Genomic DNA, 18,030 nt, shown 5'->3' on the forward strand with positions numbered 1-18,030 from the left:
CTAAACAATGGCAATTCAAAACCATGCGTTCTCAGAATTCAAAGTCTCTTTATTACAACGCTTGTTAAAAATGTAATTGCCGGCCGCAAAAACTTTCGCAACCAAACGCCACAGCCAGAAGCGTGTTTGCTGTGTGATGGCCCAAGCTGTTTTAAGGAACAAAAGTCCATACAACACAGTTTTGGCGCGTTCATCCGGACGACTTCGAGGGGTTGAAAACACCGGGTTTTCCCCTGTCTCTAAAGTGATACGCCTGCGTGATTCCGCTCTTTACGTGTTTTTACCAAGCCATTAATCTTGCATTGTCGAAACCACCGACACAGTGACGGCGCGTTGAAAACCATCCCTTATCCAATCAAGAATCCTGGAGACTTCATGAAAAAACTCACTCTCGTTGCAACTGCCGTGCTGGGGCTTTTGTCCGCTTCCGGCGCCATGGCCCAAAGCACGGTGACGCTTTACGGACTGGTTGACGCGGGCTACAACCACGTCAGCGGCCTTAAGAATGGCTCTTTCAACGGCCTCGCCAGCGGCATCATGGAAGGTTCACGCTGGGGAATGCGCGGCAACGAGGACCTGGGCGGTGGCTACAAGGCGATTTTTACGCTTGAAAGCCGGTTTGAGGCAGACACGGGTTCGGTGACGAACCGGCCTAATTCGGGCAACCAACTTCCCGATCGCGTTGGAACTACCGTGAACGCCAACCTGCCCGTTGGTCTCGCCGGCACCCCAGTTGCACTCGGTACTATCGCAGCCATTAACAATGCTATCGGTACCAACGCATTTGGCGTCAACCTTGCGGGCAACCTGTTTGATCGTCAGGCCTTTGCCGGGTTGATCACTCCCTTCGGCGCATTCACCCTCGGCCGCCAATACACACCGGGTTATTTGGTGAGCGCAGCGTTCGATGCTTCCCAGACTCAATCCAGCCTTGCGGCTGGTCAAGTGGCCAGTTTGCCGGCTGCGTTCGACATCCGCTTGGCCAATACGCTGCAATACGGCATCAAGACAGGCGGCATCACCGCGACCTTGATGTATGGCGCTGGCGAAGTCCCAGGCAATAGTTCCGCAGGCCGGTTCTTGGGCGCCATGGCGATCTACACAGGCAACGGTTTTTCTGTCGGTTTTGGACACAATGAGAAAAAGAACGAGTTTGGCCAGAAATCCCTCACTAACAATGTTCTGGGCGCCAACGTGAACGTTGGTCCGGGCACCGTGTATGGCCAGTACGCCACCATCAAGGACGACAATCCTTCAGGTCTTTCACCGTTTTTTGTGGCCGCCGGCCCTGTTTTCCAGAACGCCTACAACGCCGCCTTCAGGCAGGACGCCCGTCTGATGCATATCGGCTACAAGATCACCAGCGGTGTTCACACAGTGGTCACGGCCTTCAACCGGCTTGATGACAAACGCGCTGTCAATGCCGATACCGACTCCTACGGCGTGACCTACACCTACGCCCTGTCCAAGCGCACCAACCTGAACGCCGTGCTGACGCGCTTCAACAACAAGGGAGCCGGTCAGATCGCCCCGGGCGGCAATGGCTTCCTGGGCGGCGTGACGGCTTCTGCCGGAACGGATTCGACCAACGTGGCTTTTGGCGTTCGCCACACGTTCTAAAGACCGCCCGGCCCTGACGCCGCTTGTCTTTGGCATCAAGCCCCCTTTTGGGGGCTTTTTCAATTCGGTGCAGTCTGTCACGCGGGCGCTAACATGTCAGAAAGACCACCGATCCTGCAACGGCCTGCTTGTCCCGAATAATTTGCCACGCCCAGCACGAACTGATGAAAGCTGCCCATGACCACTGCCCTTGACCTTGCCCTGAATGCCGCAGACGGCGCCCTGCGGACCCTGTTTGCCAAACCGCATGCCAGCCGCACCTGTCCCACGGTGCCGGCCCAGGCAACCGACCTGAGCGCCGAAGACAAAGCCTTGTCAGGCGCGCTGATGCGCGTCAACCATGTGGGCGAGGTTTGCGCACAGGCGCTGTATGCGGCGCAGGCGCTGGGAACGCGCGATCCGGTGCTGCGCAAGCATTTCCTGGACGCCAGCCGCGAGGAAGGCGACCACCTGGCCTGGACCAAGGACCGGCTGGACGAATTGGATGCCCGCCCTTCCCTGCTCAACCCTTTATGGTACGCAGGCGCATTCGGCCTTGGCCTGGTGGCGAGCCGCCTGGGCGACAGGCTCAGCCTGGGCTTTGTGGTGGAAACCGAGCGCCAGGTCGAAGCTCACCTGGCCAGTCACCTGGAGCATCTGCCGCAGGGCGACCACGAATCGCGCGCCATTGTGGCGCAGATGAAGGACGATGAAGCGCACCATGCCAGGACGGCGGAAGATGCGGGCGGCGTGCGGTTGCCCGCGCCGGTCAGGCTGATGATGCGTTCTGCCGCCAAGGTGATGACGACGGTGGCGCAGCGGATCTAGCGAAAAGTCAGTGACTGAACAGCTTGCACAGAATCAGCAGGCAAAGCGCGGTGTTCAAACCCACGGCCCACTTGAGCACCAGCAGATCGGCCTTCATGGGATTGAGAGATTGCTCCAAAGCAATTCGCAAATCTTTTTTTGTGACCAACTCGTCTTGCGCCTCGGCAATGACGCGCACCACGGTTTCAGCTTGTTCGGCCGTGAAGCCGTGAAGCCGTGAAGCCGTGAAGCCTGAAGCCTGAAGCCTTGAGCTTGTCACTGAGCTTGAGGGAATCAACAGTGATGGTGACCATAGCGGCTATTTAAGCAGAAATCCCTACCAACTCAAAACTGGTGGTGATGTCCGCCGTCTTGCCCAGCATGATGGTGGCCGAGCAGTATTTCTCGTGGCTCATGGCAATGGCGCGCTCAACGGCACTGTCGCTCAATTTGCTGCCCGTCACGACAAAATGCATGTGGATTTTGGTGAACACCTTGGGGTCCACGGGCGCCCGTTCGGTGGTCAGCCGGACCGTGCAGCCACGGACATCATGGCGGCCGCGCTTGAGGATCAGCACCACGTCGTAGGCCGTGCAGCCACCCGCGCCGGCCAGCACGGTTTCCATCGGCCGGGGCGCCAGGTTGGCGCCGCCGTTTTCAGGCTTGACGGCGTCGGGCGCGCCATCCATGACCAGCGTGTGGCCGCTGCCGGTTTCGGCCAGGAAGGTCATTCCCGATTTCGATCCATTGACCGCATTGCTGCCGGTCCAGCTCACTGTGCATTCCATAACTGCCCTTCCTTGTCCATGATGATTGGTGTCGTGGAGCCTGCCGGCGTTCATCGCGCTGGCGGCCAGGACCGCGACTTGTAGGTAAAACCCCTTAAACCCTGTAATTGTGCGACTTTCGCTGCAAACACATGGTGCAGTGCAGCATGGACTCCGATATACTGGACTTATCGCATCAGTACACAGTCCTTGCCGACCTGCTGTATTTTTGCACTGGTTGTCTCCTCCACCTCCTCAAAGGGTGGATTTACAGGCCCAGACCGCATGGTCTGGGCCTTTTTTTCGTGCGCCTATGATCATCGGGTTCTGCTGCGATAAAAAAATGTCCCCTCCTAAAAAATTACCCACTGGCGCTGCACCCACGGCAGTCGCAAAACCCCTGCCCAAGGCAATGGCCAAACCGGCCAGCAAACCTGCGGCCAAGACACTCAAGCCTGCCGACTATCTGAAAAAAATCCTGACGGCACGGGTTTATGACGTGGCGATCGAGTCGGCGCTGGAGCCGGCCAAAAGCCTGAGCCTGCGCCTGAACAACACGGTACTGCTCAAGCGCGAAGACCAGCAACCGGTGTTCAGCTTCAAGCTGCGCGGCGCCTACAACAAGATGGCGCACCTGACCTCTGCGCAACTCAAAAAAGGCGTGATTTGCGCCTCGGCCGGCAACCATGCGCAGGGTGTGGCCATGAGCGCGCAAAAGCTCGGCGCGCGCGCGGTGATCGTCATGCCGACGACCACGCCGCGGCTCAAGATTGATGCCGTCAAGGGTTGGGGCGGCGACGTCGTGCTGCACGGCGACAGTTATTCGGATGCCTACACGCACGCGGTCACGCTGCAGAAACAGCAGGGCCTGACCTTTGTCCATCCTTTCGACGACCCGGATGTGATTGCCGGCCAGGGCACGATTGCCATGGAAATCCTGCGCCAGCTGCAAACCCTGGGTTCGCGCCGGCTCGACGCGGTGTTCGTGGCAATTGGCGGCGGCGGGCTGATTTCCGGCGTGGCCAATTACATCAAGGCGGTTCGGCCCGAGATCAAGGTCATCGGCGTGCAGATGAACGACTCTGACGCGATGATCCAGTCGGTGAACGCCAAAAAGCGGCTCACGCTGCCCGACGTGGGCCTGTTTTCGGATGGCACGGCGGTCAAGCTGGTGGGCGAGGAAACCTTTCGCATCAGCCGCGAACTGGTCGATGAATTCATGACCGTGGACACCGATGCGGTCTGTGCCGCCATCAAGGATGTATTTGTCGACACGCGCAGCATCGTGGAGCCGGCCGGTGCGCTGGCTGTGGCCGCGATCAAGCAATACGTCGCCACCCACAAGACCCAAGGCGAAACCTACGCCGCCATCTTGTGCGGCGCGAACATGAACTTCGACCGCCTGCGCTTTGTCGCCGAGCGCGCCGAAGTGGGCGAGGAGCGCGAAGCGCTGTTTGCCGTGACGATTCCCGAAGAGCGCGGCAGCTTCCGGCGCTTTTGCGCGCTGATCGACAAGGCGCCCGGCGGGCCGCGCAGCGTGACCGAATTCAATTACCGCATCAGTGGCCAGGCGGTGGCGCATGTGTTTGTCGGCCTGACCACTTCCACCAAGGGCGAGAGCAGCAAGATTGCCACGCAGTTCAACCGCCACGGCTTCAAGGCGCTGGACCTGACGCATGACGAACTGGCCAAGGAGCACATCCGCCACATGGTCGGCGGACACAGCGCGCTGTCGAAAGACGAGCGCCTGCTGCGCTTCATCTTCCCCGAGCGGCCGGGTGCACTGATGAAGTTCCTGAGCCTGATGCGGCCAGACTGGAACATCACCCTGTTCCACTACCGCAACCAGGGCGCCGACTACGGCCGCATTCTGGTCGGCCTGCAGGTGCCCCAGGCGGACCACGGCGCGTTCCAGGAGTTCCTGGACACCCTGGGCTACCCGCACGTGGAAGAAACCGACAACCCGGTGTACCGGCTGTTTCTTCAAAGCTGAGCGTCGCCATGGCGCTGACTGAACTGAAAGCCAACACCTCGGTGTGCCCACGTTGCGGTGCGGACCTGCGCTGCGGCATGGTGGCAGGCGATGCCGAATGCTGGTGCGTCCAGTTGCCCCCTGTGATGCCGGTTCCCCGTGCCCTGCCTGAAAACGCGCTGCCGGACAGCGGCGCAGCCTCCTGCTTTTGCCGTGCCTGCCTGAAACAGATCACCGATGAACGAAAAAATGCGCTTTCACATCCCAACCATTGAATCCACCGCCGACGCTTCGCTGCAAGCGCGCCTGCGCCACAAGATTGACCACAAGACCAAGCCGCTGGGCGCGCTGGGGGCGCTGGAAACCCTGGCGCTGCAACTGGGCCTGGTCCAGCGCAGCGAATCGCCCGTGCTCCAACAGCCGCAGATGGTGGTGTTTGCCGCCGACCATGGCATTGCGGCTGAAGGCGTGTCGGCTTTTCCGCAAGCCGTGACGGTGCAGATGGTGGGCAACATGCTGGCCGGCGGCGCCGCGATCAATGTGTTTGCCCGCCAGCACGGCTTTGCGATGCAGGTGGTCGATGCGGGCGTGGCCGCCGAACTGCCGGCCCACCCCTGTTTGCTGCCGCGAAAAATCGCCTTGGGAACGAAAAACCTATGCAATGAACCCGCCATGTCGCGGGCCGAGGCACAGGCGGCGCTTGCGGCAGGCATGCACGTGGTGCAGGCATTGCCGGGCAACGTCGTGGCCTTGGGCGAGATGGGCATTGCCAACACCTCGCCCGCCGCGCTGCTGCTGGCCCGGCTGACGGGCGCGACCATCGAAGACGCAACGGGTCGGGGCACCGGTCTGGACGACGCGCAACTGCTGCACAAGCAGGGCGTGCTGACGCGTGCCCTGGCCCGTCACCCGGCCACGCAACCGCCTGATGCCGTGGCTGAACTGGCGGCGCTGGGCGGCTTTGAAATCGCCATGATGAGCGGCGCCATGCTGCAGGCGGCCAGCGATCGCCGCCTGGTGCTGGTCGATGGCTTCATTGCCGGTGCAGCGGCACTCATCGCCCAGGCATTGGCGCCGCACGTGCGCGATTACCTGGTGTTTTGCCACCGCTCCGCCGAAACCGGCCACCGTTTGCTGCTGGCGCACATGCAAGCCAAGCCCCTGCTGGAACTCGATTTGCGGCTGGGCGAAGGCACGGGGGCGCTGCTGGCCTGGCCGCTGGTGCAGTCGGCGGCCAACTTTCTCAATGAAATGGCAAGTTTCGACTCGGCGGGTGTCAGCGGCAAGGAAAGCGCCTGAGTCGGGCGCTGCATGGATGAATTTCTTTGCCAGCCGGTTTGACGCGGTGAAAAAAAGCCTGATGCCGGTTGGCAGCGGAAGCCGGCTCCGTTGGCCTGCGCACGCCGTTGCCTTGCTACAGCAAACTCCTTTATTGATAGCTGCCAGCACCCGCCCATATTGCGCTAGAGCCTTAAATAACTCATAAACCCGTGCTTCAATTCATCCGCGAATATTTGCTCGCCGTCCAGTTCTTCACCCGCATCCCGATCACCGGGCGGCTGGCTGACTGGGTCGGTTACAGCCCCGAAATGCTGCGCGCCAGCGCCGCGCACTTTCCCGGCATTGGCGTGGTCGTGGGCGGCGCAGCGGCGGCGGTTTTTGCGCTGCTGCAAATACTGCTGCCCGACACGCCCTTCACGCCGCTGGTGGCGGCCGTGTTTTCCACCATCGCCACCGTGTTGCTGACCGGCGGCTTTCATGAAGACGGCCTGGCCGATGTGGCCGACGGCCTGGGCGGCAGCTACGACCGCGAACGCGCCCTGGAGATCATGAAGGACTCGCGCGTGGGCGCGTTCGGTGCGATGGCGCTGGTGCTGGCGCTGCTGTGCAAGGTCGCGCTGCTGGCACTGCTGGGCTCGGTCGAGCTGGTGACTGCCGCCGAAGCACCCTCGCTTTTCAGCGGCTGGTATGTCTGCGCCGCGCTGTGGACCGGCCACATCGTGTCGCGCGGCTTGCCGCTGCTGGTGATCCGGCAGCTAGCCCATGTCGGCGACACGGCAACGTCCAAATCCAAGCCACTGGCCGACCAGATCTCTTCCAGCGGGCTGCTGATTGCCTTTGCATGGTGTTTTGGTGCGCTTGCGCTGGCCAGTCTTTTACTGGATGCTGTTAATTTAATAGTTGCCTGCAGTTTTTCAGTCGTGGCGCTGCTGGCGATGCTGCGGTTCTTCAAACGCCGCCTGCAGGGTTTTACCGGCGACTGCCTGGGCACCACCCAGCAGGTGTGCGAAATCGCGTTCTACCTCGGCTTGGCGGTCAGCCTCTGATCGCCTCAATGAAACTCTGGCTCGTCCGTCATGCACAGCCGCTGGTTGCCGCCGGCATCTGCTACGGGCGGCTTGACATGGCAGCAGATGCCGATGCCACCGCTGAATGCGCTGCAAGGCTGGCCAAACAACTTCCGGGGGGGCTGCACGTCATCAGCTCGCCGCTACAAAGATGTGAGCAGCTCGCGCTGGCCCTGCATGCGCTAAGGCCTGATTTGGCTTATAAAACCGATGCGCGGCTGCAGGAAATGGATTTTGGCCAGTGGGAAGGCCGCGCCTGGCGTGACATTGACCGATCCGAACTGGAAGCCTGGACCGGCGACTTTGCGCAGTACGCCGTGGGGGGTGACGGTGAAAGCGTGACGGCATTCATGGCGCGTGTCGGCGCGGCGTTTGATGCATTACCGGACCAAGGCACTGCGCTGTGGATCACCCATGCCGGCGTCATCCGGGCGGCTGAACTGCTGGGCAATGGCGTGCGCCACATCGAACGCGCAGACCAGTGGCCGCTGCAGGCGCCTAACTATGGACAATGGCGGACACTGGACCTGCACACTGGCCAGGCGCACCACCACACCGCGCTGTGAACAACAGGCAACGCAAAAGAAAGCAACTCCATGTCAGCAAATCTCGACGGACAGCTTGTGGTGGCGATTTCCTCGCGCGCCCTGTTTGACCTTGAAGAAGAAAACCGGGTTTTTGAAGATGGTCCGGCACCCGTCCTGACGCGGGACCTGCCGCCAGGCGTCAAGAAAGACGCCGCGTACATGAAGATGCAACTGGAGCGGCTCGATGTGCCGGCGAGGCCGGGCGTGGCGTTTTCGCTGGTCAAAAAGCTGCTTGCCTTCAACGACGCGCCCGAAAGCAGGGGGGAAGCCGTCAGCCCGGCAGAGCCGCGTCAGCGGGTCGAGGTCGTCATTTTGTCGCGCAACGACCCGGTGTCGGGCATGCGGGTGTTCCGCTCGGCCCAGCATTACGGCCTGAACATCCAGCGCGGCACCTTCAACCGGGGGGCGCCGCCGTGGCGCTATCTCAAGCCGCTGCACGCCAACCTGTTTTTGTCCACCCACCTCAGCGATGTGCGCGCCGCGCTGGAAGCCGGCGTGCCGGCCGCGCAGGTATACCCGCATTCGGTGCGGGCCAGCGACGCGCATCCGAACGAGGTGCGGATTGCCTTTGACGGCGATGCGGTGCTGTTCTCGGACGAGGCCGAAATGGTGTTCCAGGCACAGGGCCTGTCGGCCTTCCAGGCGCATGAGCGCGACAAGGCCGCGCAGCCGCTGCTGGCCGGACCGTTCAAGCCACTGCTGGAGGCGCTGCAACGGCTGCAGCAGGCCGGCACCTCGCGCATGAGCATTCGTACCGCGCTGGTGACGGCGCGCAGCGCGCCAGCGCATGAACGCGCCATCCGCACCCTGATGAACTGGAACATCGAAGTCGATGAAGTGATGTTCCTCGGCGGCCTGGCCAAAGGACCCTTCCTGCGCGAATTCGAGCCCGATTTTTTCTTTGACGACCAGACCGGCCATGTCAACTCAGCGGCGCAGCATGTGCCTGCCGGCCATGTGGTGAGCGGCGCGTCCAACCGTCCGACCTGAATTTCCCGAGAGAAACCTGAATGAACCTGCTTTCCCGCACTACGCAAAAATTCCGCGACTTCAGGCACTTCACCCGCCGTGTCTGGGCGCTGTCGGCGCCCTACTTCCGTTCGGAAGACAAATGGCGGGCGCGCGGCCTGCTGGCTGCCATCGTGCTGCTGAACCTGGGCGCGGTCTACATGCTGGTGCTCCTCAATGAGTGGAACCGGGTGTTCTACGACGCGCTGCAAAACAAGGATGCGGCGGTATTCTGGACGCAGCTGGCGCGCTTCACCTACCTGGCGTTTGCCTTCATCATCATCGCCGTCTACCGCTTTTACCTGACGCAACTGTTAGAGGTGCGATGGCGTGCCTGGATGACGGCGCACTACCTGGAACGCTGGCTGAGCGACCATGCGTTCTACAAGATGGAACTGGCGCGGTTTTCCGGTGCCGACCATGCCAACGGCACGCCGGACAACCCGGACCAGCGCATCCAGGAAGACATCAACCTGTTCACCACCTACAGCATTTCGCTGAGCATGGGCCTGCTGAACGCAGTGGTCACGCTGGTGAGTTTTGTCGGCATCCTGTGGTCGCTGTCGGGCGCGTTCGCCTTCAGCTTCAATGGCAGCAGCTACAGCATTCCGGGCTTCATGGTCTGGATGGCAGTGCTGTATTGCGTGGCTGGCAGCATCATCACCCACTACATCGGCCGGCCGCAGATCAAGCTCAACTTTCAGCAGCAACAGGTCGAGGCCGACTTTCGGCACCACATGGTGCGGGTGCGGGAATACAGCGAATCGATTGCACTGGACAAGGGCGAGGCGGTGGAGCGGGCGCAGCTCGACACCCGTTTTTCCGCCGTGCTGGCCAACTACCTCAAGCTGATCAAGAAGCAGAAAAACCTGGTCTGGTTCACCAACTTCTTTGGCCAGGCGGCGGTGGTGTTTCCCTTCATCGTGGCCGCGCCGCGCTTTTTCAGCGGCGCCATCCAGCTGGGCGAACTGATGCAGATTGCGTCCGCCTTCGGCCGCGTGCAGGATTCATTGAGCTGGCTGGTCGACAACTACAGCAGCCTGGCCGCCTGGCGCGCCACAACCGACCGCCTGACCAGTTTTGAAGACAATATAAGGGCTTTAGCGCAACAGGGACGGGCACAATCAGCTATTAATTTAGTAGCAAATAAGGCCAGACCGCTGGCGGCGGACACGCTGGCCGTCAACGACTTGTCGCTCAAGCTGCCAACCGGCGCGACGCTGCTCAGCGGCGTGTCGCTGCAGGCCGGACCGGGCGAAAGCATCTTGCTCAAAGGCCCGTCGGGGAGCGGCAAATCGACGCTGTTCCGGGCGCTGGCAGGCATCTGGCCCTTCTCCACCGGCCAGACGCATTTGCCGGCGGACGCCATGTTCATTCCGCAACGCCCCTACTTTCCCGATGGCAGCCTGCGCAACGCGCTGGCCTATCCGCAGCCCGCCGCGCAGTACGACGACGCGGCCCTCAGGCAGGCGCTGATTGACGCGCTGCTGCCGCAACTGACCGGACGGCTCGACGACGAGGACGCGTGGAGCCAGAAGCTGTCAGGCGGCGAGCAGCAGCGGCTGGCGATTGCCCGGGTGCTGCTGAAAAAGCCGCGCTGGATCTTTGCCGACGAGGCCACCAGCGCGCTCGACGAAACCGCCGAGAAAACCCTCTACGACAAGCTGCTGGCCAGCGTCAGATCGGCCCAGGGCAGCCTGGTGTCGATTGCCCACCGGCCCACCGTGGCGGCGTTTCATGGCAAATTGTGGGAACTGGAGAAACTGCCCGAAGGCGCGCCCGCCCTGTACCAGGTGCGCGAAACCCCTCACGACGCGGTGGGCGCAAAAGCCTGAGAATGACAGGCCATGCCTGAAGAAGCGACTTCCCCCGCATCGCTCGCCGCCGTCCCGTCCCTCTCGCCCTGGGGGCCGATCAAGCGGCCGGCGTTCCGCATGCTCTGGACGGTCTGGCTGACGGCCAACATCTGCATGTGGATGAACGACGTGGCGGCCGCCTGGATGATGACGTCGATGACCAGCACGCCGCTCTGGGTGGCGCTGGTGCAGTCGGCCTCAACCCTGCCGGTGTTCCTGCTCGGCCTGCCCAGCGGCGCGCTGGCCGACATCCTGGACCGGCGCCGTTACTTCATCATGACGCAGTTCTGGGTCGCCGGCGTGGCCACGCTGCTGTGCATCGCCGTGATTTCAGGCGTCATGACGCCAGCGCTGCTGCTGGCACTGACCTTTGCCAACGGCATTGGCCTGGCGATGCGCTGGCCGGTGTTTTCGGCCATCGTTCCCGAGCTGGTGCCGCGCAGCCAGCTGCCGGCGGCGCTGGCGCTGAACGGCATTTCGATGAACGCGTCGCGCATCGTCGGCCCGCTGGTGGCCGGGGCCCTGATTGCCAGCGCCGGCACCGAATATGTGTTTGTGCTGAACGCCGTGTTGTCCATCATTTCGGGCTTTCTCATCATGCGCTGGCGGCGCGAGCATGTGCCCAGTCCGCTGGGCCGCGAGCGTTTGCTCAGCGCCATGCGCGTCGGGCTGCAGTTTGTCAGCCAGTCCACCCGGCTGCGTGCGGTGCTGGTTCGCGTCTCGCTGTTTTTCCTGCATTCCACGGCCTTGCTGGCGCTGCTGCCGCTGGTCGCGCGCGGCCTGCAGGGCGGGGATGCGGGCACCTTCACCCTGCTGCTGGCGTGCATGGGCTCGGGCGCCATCGTGGCCGCCCTGTTCCTGCCGCGCCTGCGCCAGATGATGAACCGTGACACGCTGGTGCTGCGCTCGGTCATGCTGCAGTCGGCGTCCACCTTTGCCATGGCCCTGGCGCCCAATGCCTGGGTGGCCGTGCCGGCCATGGTGCTCAACGGCATGGCCTGGATCACCTGCGCCAATGCGCTCAGCGTGTCGGCCCAGCTGGCCCTGCCCGACTGGGTGCGGGCACGCGGCATGTCGATGTACCAGATGGCCATCATGGGCGCCAGCGCGCTGGGCGCGGCGCTGTGGGGCCAGGTGGCCACGGTGACCAGCGTGCCGACCGCGCTGCTGGCAGCCGCCGTGAGCGGCACCGTCACCATGCTGCTGGCGCAGCACTGGGTGCGCGACCTCAGCATTGAGGAAGACCTGACACCTTCACGCGAATTCAAGATGCCGGTAACTGATGCGCCGCCTGGCGTCGGCCGGATGGTGGTGACGATTGAGTACCTGATCGAGCCGACGCGGGCTGATGACTTCCTGAAAGTGATGCAGCAAAGCCGCCGCAGCCGTCTGCGCCAGGGCGCGCTGGAATGGGAAGTGCTGCGCGACGTGAACCAGCCCGGGCGCTTCATTGAGCAGATCGTTGATGAATCGTGGACCGAACACCTCCGGCGTTTTGACAGGGTGACGGCCAGCGATGTGGCGCTGCGTGAGCGCAAGCTGGCGTTTCACATCGGCGACGGGCCGCCCCTGGTGACGCGCTGCGTGGTCGAGGAACTGGCGCGGGCCTGAAGCCGAATCCGCTTGGCTGGCCACCACGGCATACCGTCAAACCAGTATTTTGCTACTGAAATAGTAGCTTGCAGCGTATGCACAGCCTGCGCAAATACCTTTTTTATACGCAAATAATCGGTTTTCTGCTCAGAACGAATGCGCTTTAGCTGCCAGCCTTAACAAACCGTTCATAGCCGCGTGCCCGCAACTCACAGGCCGGGCATTCACCGCAGCCGTAGCCCCAGTCGTGCCGGTGCGTGCGGTCGCCCAGGTAGCAAGTATGGGTATGCTCGACGATCAGGTCCACCAGCGCCTGGCCGCCATGGGGCAGGCCCGACTGCTCGCCCAGCGAGTGCGCCAGCGCCCAGGTGTCGGCCTTGTCGATCCACATCAGCGGGGTTTCGATCAGGAACCGTTTGTCCATTCCCAGGGACAGCGCCAGCTGCATGGCCTTCATGGTGTCGTCACGGCAGTCGGGGTAGCCGGAAAAGTCGGTTTCGCACACGCCCGTGACCAGCACCTGCAGGTCACGCCGGTAGGCCAGCGCCGCGGCCAGGGTCAGGAACAGCAGGTTGCGCCCCGGCACAAAGGTGTTGGGCAGGCCCGAGCTTTCCATCTTGAACGCCACGTCGCGCGTCAGCGAGCAGTCACTCACCTGGCCCAGCACGGCCAGGTCAAGCAGGTGGTCCTGGCCCAGCTTTTCAGACCATGCGGGAAACTGGCTTTCAAGTTCGCGCAGGACGTTCAGCCGGGCGTCCAGTTCAACCCGGTGCCGCTGGCCGTATTCGAAGGCAATGGTCTCGACACGCTGGTATTTGCTGAGCGCCTGCGCCAGGCAGGTGGTGGAATCCTGCCCGCCTGAAAACAGGACCAGGGCAGAAGTATGGGCGCGGGAGATGGAGGCAGGCGGGTTCATGGCGAAAGAAAATTTTCCCTATTGTCGCCTCACCTGCAGGCCATTCAAGGCCTGGGCCTGAACCGCCGTTATGGCTGTTCAGGCCAATGCAGCATGTTCAGGCTTTCTTGCCGATCACCATGCGATAGAGGAACAACAGAATGATCGAGCCCAAGACGGCGGCAATGAATCCGGCGGATTCGCCAGGCCGGTAGAACCCGAGTGCCTGGCCCAGGTAAGTGGCAATCACGGAGCCGACGATACCGATGATCGCGGTGATCACAAAGCCTCCCGGGTCGCGGCCTGGCATCAGGAATTTGGCAACGATGCCGACGATCAAGCCAATGATGATGGTCCAGATAATGCTCATTTTTTTCTTTCAGGGTGGTTAAAAAACACGGATCAAGGCAGGGTCAGGGTGACAACGTGATTAATGGGCCATGGCCGGTTCGGCAAGCGGCGTGACCGCTTTGCGGTCCTCCTGGGCCATCAACTCGTCGTTGCGCTGCTTGAGCTGCTCGGCCAGGCTGAGAAGGTCCAGCTTGCTGGCGCGCGCCGGGACTAACATCTCGGTGCGCTCTTCCTTGACGTGGTGGTCAATTTATTCGCCAAGGACTGTCACCCTGGCATCGAACAGTTCTTCGGCCGGGTCCATGCCCTTGATCTGCGCGATCAGGTCCTTGGCGCTGGCATGCTCGACCGTGGCTTCGTTCATCAGGTCGTTGTCCTTGATGGCCTTGCGCACCGCCGGGTAGAAGATTTCTTCCTCGATGGTGGCGTGAACCGTCAGTTCCTTGCAGATCCGGTTGGCCAGCTGCCGCTTCTTGGTGGTGGAACGGCAGCGGCTTTCGCTCAAGCTTTCGGATTCCTTGAACAAGGCCTTGACGGCTTTGTGGTCCGCATCAAGCAGATCGCAGGCATCCTTTTGCCGTTTGGCCTTGGCAGGTGCCCGGGCCTGTGTTGTCTTGGCGCTGGCCGTTGGCGGCTTTCTGGCAGCGGCTGTAGTTGCCATGGTGGGTTCCTAGTGTTTGTTTGGGTCATGGACCGACATGTGCCGGACAGGGATAGATTCCCATGGCGTCACTTGCTTGCCCTATCGGAAAACGCTCAAACAGACGTAGGAGCAGGCAGAATTCCCGCGCGCGACGCGGCTTGGCAAAACAATGTGCTGTCCCAAGAGGCATCCGGCCCGTGGCATGTGCTAACTTGCAGGCCATGCGCAATGCCCACTCCCTTGACCAGGCCCGGACCCGGGTCGGCGCCTTGGCCGACAGGCTGGGCGCCGACCTGATCGAAACCCACATTTCCTGGGTGCTGCTGGCAGGCGACAGTGCCTACAAGATCAAGAAACCGGTGCGGCTGCCGTTTGTCGACTCCACCGCGTTGCAGGCGCGCCGGCATTTTTGCCAGGAGGAACTGCGGCTGAACAGCCGGCTGGCACCTTCGCTGTACCTGGGCCTGGCACGCATCACCGGCTCCCTTCAGGCGCCGCAGCTGGACGGCAGCGGCTTGGCGCTGGAATACGCGGTGCACATGCGCCGTTTTCCAAAAGGTGCGCTGTTTGCCGAACAACTGGCGGCGGGGACGCTGTCCGGCCTCGACGTTGACCAGCTGGGTGCCCTTCTGGCCAATTTTCACAACGGTCAGGCGCCGGCCGAGCCGGCAGCAAGATACGCCAGTGCCGAAGTCCGGCAGATGGCGGCGCGGGCCGCGCTCAAGGGTGCGCTTGCGGTGGCCCGCCCGGCCGAACAGGTGCAGTTGCACGACTGGCTCGAAACCGAAGCGGCCGCCCTGCAAGGGTTGTGGACCCAGCGCCGCCATGCAGGCCGGGTGCGCGAATGCCACGGCGATTTGCACCTGAACAACGTGGTCAGCCTGGCAGGCGGCGTGGCGGCGTTCGACGGCATCGAGTTCGACCCGGCGCTGCGCTGGATCGATGTGCTGGACGACATCGCCTTTCCCGTGATGGACTTCATGGCCCGTGGTCGGGCCGACTTTGCCTGGCGGTTGCTCAACCGCTGGCTGGACGTTACCGGCGACCATGCCGGCCTGCCGGCGCTGCGCTTTTCGCTGGTGTACCGCGCCCTGGTGCGGGCGCAGGTCGAACAGCTGAACGGCCCTGGCCACAAAACCGCTGCGCGCCGCTACCTGGACACCGCGCTGGCGCTGGCGCAGCCCGGCCAGCCCCGGTTGTTCATCACCCACGGCCTGCCGGGCTCGGGCAAGACGTTTGAGTCGCAAAGGCTGCTGGAGCGTGAAGGGGCCATTCGGCTGCGTTCGGATGTGGAGCGCAAGCGCCTGTTCGGCTTGGACATGCTGGCCGATTCGCGCGCCAGCGGGCTGGACCTGTACCAGCCGGAAGTCACTGTCCGCACCTATGCGCAGCTGTTCAGTCGCGCACGGGGGGCGCTGCAGGCGGGCTGGCCGGTCATTCTCGATGCCGCTTTCCTGCACCGCGCCGAACGCGCGCAGGCACGGGCGCTGGCCGGCGCATTGGACGTGCCGTTTTCGATCGTTGACTGCCAGGCACCGCTGCAGGTCTTGCGTGAACGCCTGCAGGGGCGGCGCGGCGATGCGTCGGAAGCCACCGCCGGGGTGCTTGACCCGCTGCGCCTGTCCGCCGAGCCGCTCAGCGCTGAAGAACTGGGGCATGTCCTCGCGGCATCCGGCCCCTGAAACCAGCCTGCGGCATGGAACACAGCATCCCCCTCATCACCACAATTGCCGCCGGCTTCGGCATGGCGCTGATCCTGGGCTTCATCGCCGAGCGGCTGAAGGTTCCGGCACTGGTCGGCTACCTGGTCGCGGGCATCCTGATCGGCCCGGCGACACCGGGTTTCGTCGCCGACGTGCACATCGCCTCGCAGCTCTCGGAAATCGGCGTCATGCTGCTGATGTTCGGCGTCGGGCTGCATTTTTCGCTCGCCGACCTGATGGCGGTCAAACGCATTGCCATTCCGGGCGCGGTGGTGCAGATGACGCTGGCCACCCTGCTCGGCATGGGCCTGGCCTGGTGGTGGGACTGGCGCTGGGGCGCCGGCCTGATCTTCGGGCTGTCGCTGTCGTGCGCCAGCACCGTCGTGCTGCTCAAGGCGCTGGAAGCGCGCGGCGTGCTGGACACGATGAACGGCCGCATTGCCGTGGGCTGGCTGGTGGTCGAGGACCTGGCCACGGTGCTGGTGCTGGTGCTGCTGCCGCCGCTGGCCGGCGTACTCGGCGGCGCCCCCGCCGTGGAAGGCGCCGCGCCGCTGTGGCGCACCATCGGGCAGACGCTGCTGGGCGTGTCGGCGTTCATCGCGCTGATGCTGATCGTCGGCAAACGCGCGTTGCCGTGGATGCTCTGGCAGGTGGCGCGCACCGGCTCGCGCGAACTGTTCACCCTGGCGGTCGTGGCGTCGGCCATCGGCATTGCCTACGGCGCGGCGGCCTTGTTCAATGTGTCGTTTGCGCTGGGAGCCTTCTTTGCCGGCATGGTGATGCGCGAGTCCGAGTTCAGCCACCGCGCGGCGCAGGAGTCGCTGCCCTTGCGCGACGCGTTCTCGGTGCTGTTCTTCGTGTCGGTCGGCATGCTGTTCGAGCCGGCCATCCTGGTGCAGGCGCCGGCCCACGTGCTCGGCGTGGTGGCCATCATCATCATTGGCAAGGCGATTGCCGCGCTGGTGCTGGTGGTGGCTTTGCGCTATCCGCTCAACACCGCGCTGACCGTTGCGGCCAGCCTGGCGCAGATTGGCGAGTTCTCCTTCATCCTGGCCGGTCTGGGCGTGTCGCTGGCGCTGCTGCCTGCCGAGGGCATGAGCCTGGTGCTGGCCGGCGCGCTGATTTCGATTGCGCTCAACCCGCTGCTGTTCGCCGGCATCGCCCCCTTGCAGCGCTGGCTGCTCGAACGCTCCGAACTGGCGCGCCGCCTGGAGCAGCGGGGCGACCCTTATGCCGAGCTGCCGATCAGCACCGACAACCAGTTCCTGCACGGGCAGGTCGTGCTGGTGGGCTATGGCCGGGTGGGACGGCGCATCGCCGGCGCGCTGCAGGAGCGCGGCATTCCCTTCGTGGTGGCCGAGCAAAACCGGGAACTGGTCGAGGACCTGCGCAGCCAGGGCATGGCCGCCGTGTCTGGCAATGCGGCCGATCCGGCGGTCCTGATCCAGGCGCACATTGCCAACGCCGCCATGCTGGTGGTGGCCACGCCCGACACCCTCAACGTCCGCCAGATGGTGGACACCGCCCGCGCATTGAACCCATCCATCGAAATCGTGCTGCGCACCCACAGCGAAGACGAGTTGCAACTGCTGCGCCAGGACGGTATTGGAACGGTTTTCCTGGGCGAGGAAGAATTGGCCAGGAGCATGACTTGCCACGTCCTGCAACGCTTCGAGCCTGGCGTGGCAGCCAGCCCTGCGGCGGGACAGGCTTAGCGTACGCCGGGGTGGGCAGGGCTGAAAATTTTGGCAGCAGCTTCGAAGCGCATTGCACTCTTTTTGTCATTGCGGACTTGATCCCAATGGTACTACCTTAAGAGAAAGCTCATTTAGAAACAACGACTTGACAGTGCACAGGCATGTGTCTGATGGTTGCCGAGGGTGGGCTGAGCTTCCTTGACT

17 protein-coding genes and 1 pseudogene are annotated in these 18,030 nt (G+C 63.0%); 12 read left to right on the plus strand and 6 right to left on the minus strand.

Annotation, left to right across the window (positions count from 1 at the left end; translation table 11 throughout):
• Positions 1-15 precede the first annotated feature (15 nt).
• On the minus strand, positions 16-222 hold the full coding sequence (locus IWX85_RS08995; protein ID WP_196869496.1) for a hypothetical protein: 207 nt from the start codon (positions 220-222) through the stop codon (positions 16-18).
• A gap of 153 nt (positions 223-375) precedes the next feature.
• Here IWX85_RS08995 and IWX85_RS09000 point away from each other — a divergent pair, with 153 nt between their 5' ends.
• Positions 376-1,620, plus strand: a complete 1,245-nt coding sequence (locus tag IWX85_RS09000) for a porin (RefSeq protein WP_196869497.1) — start codon at positions 376-378, stop codon at positions 1,618-1,620.
• Positions 1,621-1,797: 177 nt separating this feature from the next.
• Complete coding sequence (gene coq7 / locus IWX85_RS09005; protein ID WP_196869498.1) at positions 1,798-2,427, plus strand: 2-polyprenyl-3-methyl-6-methoxy-1,4-benzoquinone monooxygenase; 630 nt, start codon at positions 1,798-1,800, stop codon at positions 2,425-2,427.
• A 7-nt stretch (positions 2,428-2,434) separates the two neighbouring features.
• Here the strand turns inward: coq7 and IWX85_RS09010 are convergent, their stop codons facing one another.
• Positions 2,435-2,605: a hypothetical protein gene (locus IWX85_RS09010; protein ID WP_231379642.1), complete on the minus strand. Its 171-nt coding sequence runs from the start codon at positions 2,603-2,605 to the stop codon at positions 2,435-2,437.
• Between the two features lie 124 nt (positions 2,606-2,729).
• Complete coding sequence (locus IWX85_RS09015) at positions 2,730-3,194, minus strand: OsmC family protein (RefSeq protein WP_196869500.1); 465 nt, start codon at positions 3,192-3,194, stop codon at positions 2,730-2,732.
• 391 nt (positions 3,195-3,585) lie between these two features.
• On the opposite strand from IWX85_RS09015, the gene ilvA reads away from it, so the two are divergent.
• The 8 genes from ilvA to IWX85_RS09055 all read left to right on the plus strand — a co-directional run bounded on the left by ilvA (position 3,586) and on the right by IWX85_RS09055 (position 12,555).
• Positions 3,586-5,166: a threonine ammonia-lyase, biosynthetic gene (gene ilvA, locus IWX85_RS09020; RefSeq protein ID WP_036806193.1), complete on the plus strand. Its 1,581-nt coding sequence runs from the start codon at positions 3,586-3,588 to the stop codon at positions 5,164-5,166.
• 8 nt (positions 5,167-5,174) lie between these two features.
• Positions 5,175-5,420 (plus strand): cysteine-rich CWC family protein, encoded by a 246-nt coding sequence (locus IWX85_RS09025; RefSeq protein ID WP_036806195.1) that lies wholly within the window; start codon positions 5,175-5,177, stop codon positions 5,418-5,420.
• On the plus strand, positions 5,383-6,444 hold the full coding sequence (gene cobT / locus IWX85_RS09030) for a nicotinate-nucleotide--dimethylbenzimidazole phosphoribosyltransferase (RefSeq protein ID WP_196869501.1): 1,062 nt from the start codon (positions 5,383-5,385) through the stop codon (positions 6,442-6,444). Before IWX85_RS09025 ends, cobT begins: the two co-directional genes overlap by 38 nt.
• A 191-nt stretch (positions 6,445-6,635) precedes the next feature.
• The gene (locus IWX85_RS09035) at positions 6,636-7,472 is read left to right on the plus strand and encodes an adenosylcobinamide-GDP ribazoletransferase (RefSeq protein ID WP_196869502.1); all 837 of its coding nucleotides are present in this window, start codon (positions 6,636-6,638) and stop codon (positions 7,470-7,472) included.
• Positions 7,473-7,480: 8 nt separating this feature from the next.
• The gene (locus IWX85_RS09040; RefSeq protein WP_196869503.1) at positions 7,481-8,059 is read left to right on the plus strand and encodes a histidine phosphatase family protein; all 579 of its coding nucleotides are present in this window, start codon (positions 7,481-7,483) and stop codon (positions 8,057-8,059) included.
• A 30-nt stretch (positions 8,060-8,089) separates the two neighbouring features.
• Entirely contained in the window at positions 8,090-9,070 is a 981-nt protein-coding gene (locus tag IWX85_RS09045) for a 5'-nucleotidase (protein ID WP_196869504.1), read from the plus strand.
• A gap of 20 nt (positions 9,071-9,090) precedes the next feature.
• On the plus strand, positions 9,091-10,923 hold the full coding sequence (locus IWX85_RS09050; RefSeq protein WP_196869505.1) for an ABC transporter ATP-binding protein/permease: 1,833 nt from the start codon (positions 9,091-9,093) through the stop codon (positions 10,921-10,923).
• 12 nt (positions 10,924-10,935) lie between these two features.
• Positions 10,936-12,555 (plus strand): MFS transporter, encoded by a 1,620-nt coding sequence (locus IWX85_RS09055; RefSeq protein WP_196869506.1) that lies wholly within the window; start codon positions 10,936-10,938, stop codon positions 12,553-12,555.
• A 145-nt stretch (positions 12,556-12,700) separates the two neighbouring features.
• On the opposite strand, the gene queC is transcribed toward IWX85_RS09055, so the two are convergent.
• The 3 genes and pseudogenes from queC to IWX85_RS09070 all read right to left on the minus strand — a co-directional run bounded on the left by queC (position 12,701) and on the right by IWX85_RS09070 (position 14,444).
• Positions 12,701-13,453 carry a 7-cyano-7-deazaguanine synthase QueC gene (gene queC / locus IWX85_RS09060; RefSeq protein ID WP_196869507.1) on the minus strand — a complete coding sequence of 251 codons (753 nt, stop codon included), beginning with the start codon at positions 13,451-13,453 and terminating at the stop codon, positions 12,701-12,703.
• Positions 13,454-13,550: 97 nt separating this feature from the next.
• Complete coding sequence (locus IWX85_RS09065) at positions 13,551-13,802, minus strand: GlsB/YeaQ/YmgE family stress response membrane protein (RefSeq protein WP_036806218.1); 252 nt, start codon at positions 13,800-13,802, stop codon at positions 13,551-13,553.
• 60 nt (positions 13,803-13,862) lie between these two features.
• A pseudogene (locus IWX85_RS09070) lies at positions 13,863-14,444 on the minus strand (hemerythrin domain-containing protein).
• A 203-nt stretch (positions 14,445-14,647) separates the two neighbouring features.
• Between IWX85_RS09070 and IWX85_RS09075 the strand changes: the two are divergent.
• The gene (locus tag IWX85_RS09075; RefSeq protein ID WP_196869508.1) at positions 14,648-16,108 is read left to right on the plus strand and encodes a bifunctional aminoglycoside phosphotransferase/ATP-binding protein; all 1,461 of its coding nucleotides are present in this window, start codon (positions 14,648-14,650) and stop codon (positions 16,106-16,108) included.
• 14 nt (positions 16,109-16,122) lie between these two features.
• Complete coding sequence (gene ybaL / locus IWX85_RS09080) at positions 16,123-17,844, plus strand: YbaL family putative K(+) efflux transporter (protein WP_196869509.1); 1,722 nt, start codon at positions 16,123-16,125, stop codon at positions 17,842-17,844.
• Positions 17,845-18,030 lie beyond the last annotated feature (186 nt).

The sequence above is a fragment of the Polaromonas sp. CG_9.11 genome (assembly GCF_015752225.1).
Taxonomy (GTDB): Bacteria; Pseudomonadota; Gammaproteobacteria; order Burkholderiales; family Burkholderiaceae_C; genus Polaromonas.

Coding starts and splice junctions, on each gene's coding strand:
- IWX85_RS09050 (WP_196869505.1), top strand. CDS start 9,091: ATGAACCTGCTTTCCCGCACTACGCAAAAATTCCGCGACTTCAGGCAC.
- queC (WP_196869507.1), bottom strand. CDS start 13,453: ATGAACCCGCCTGCCTCCATCTCCCGCGCCCATACTTCTGCCCTGGTC.
- coq7 (WP_196869498.1), top strand. CDS start 1,798: ATGACCACTGCCCTTGACCTTGCCCTGAATGCCGCAGACGGCGCCCTG.
- IWX85_RS09055 (WP_196869506.1), top strand. CDS start 10,936: ATGCCTGAAGAAGCGACTTCCCCCGCATCGCTCGCCGCCGTCCCGTCC.
- IWX85_RS09040 (WP_196869503.1), top strand. CDS start 7,481: ATGAAACTCTGGCTCGTCCGTCATGCACAGCCGCTGGTTGCCGCCGGC.
- IWX85_RS09045 (WP_196869504.1), top strand. CDS start 8,090: ATGTCAGCAAATCTCGACGGACAGCTTGTGGTGGCGATTTCCTCGCGC.
- cobT (WP_196869501.1), top strand. CDS start 5,383: ATGAACGAAAAAATGCGCTTTCACATCCCAACCATTGAATCCACCGCC.
- ilvA (WP_036806193.1), top strand. CDS start 3,586: ATGGCCAAACCGGCCAGCAAACCTGCGGCCAAGACACTCAAGCCTGCC.
- IWX85_RS09025 (WP_036806195.1), top strand. CDS start 5,175: ATGGCGCTGACTGAACTGAAAGCCAACACCTCGGTGTGCCCACGTTGC.
- IWX85_RS09065 (WP_036806218.1), bottom strand. CDS start 13,802: ATGAGCATTATCTGGACCATCATCATTGGCTTGATCGTCGGCATCGTT.
- IWX85_RS09015 (WP_196869500.1), bottom strand. CDS start 3,194: ATGGAATGCACAGTGAGCTGGACCGGCAGCAATGCGGTCAATGGATCG.
- ybaL (WP_196869509.1), top strand. CDS start 16,123: ATGGAACACAGCATCCCCCTCATCACCACAATTGCCGCCGGCTTCGGC.
- IWX85_RS09000 (WP_196869497.1), top strand. CDS start 376: ATGAAAAAACTCACTCTCGTTGCAACTGCCGTGCTGGGGCTTTTGTCC.
- IWX85_RS09075 (WP_196869508.1), top strand. CDS start 14,648: ATGCGCAATGCCCACTCCCTTGACCAGGCCCGGACCCGGGTCGGCGCC.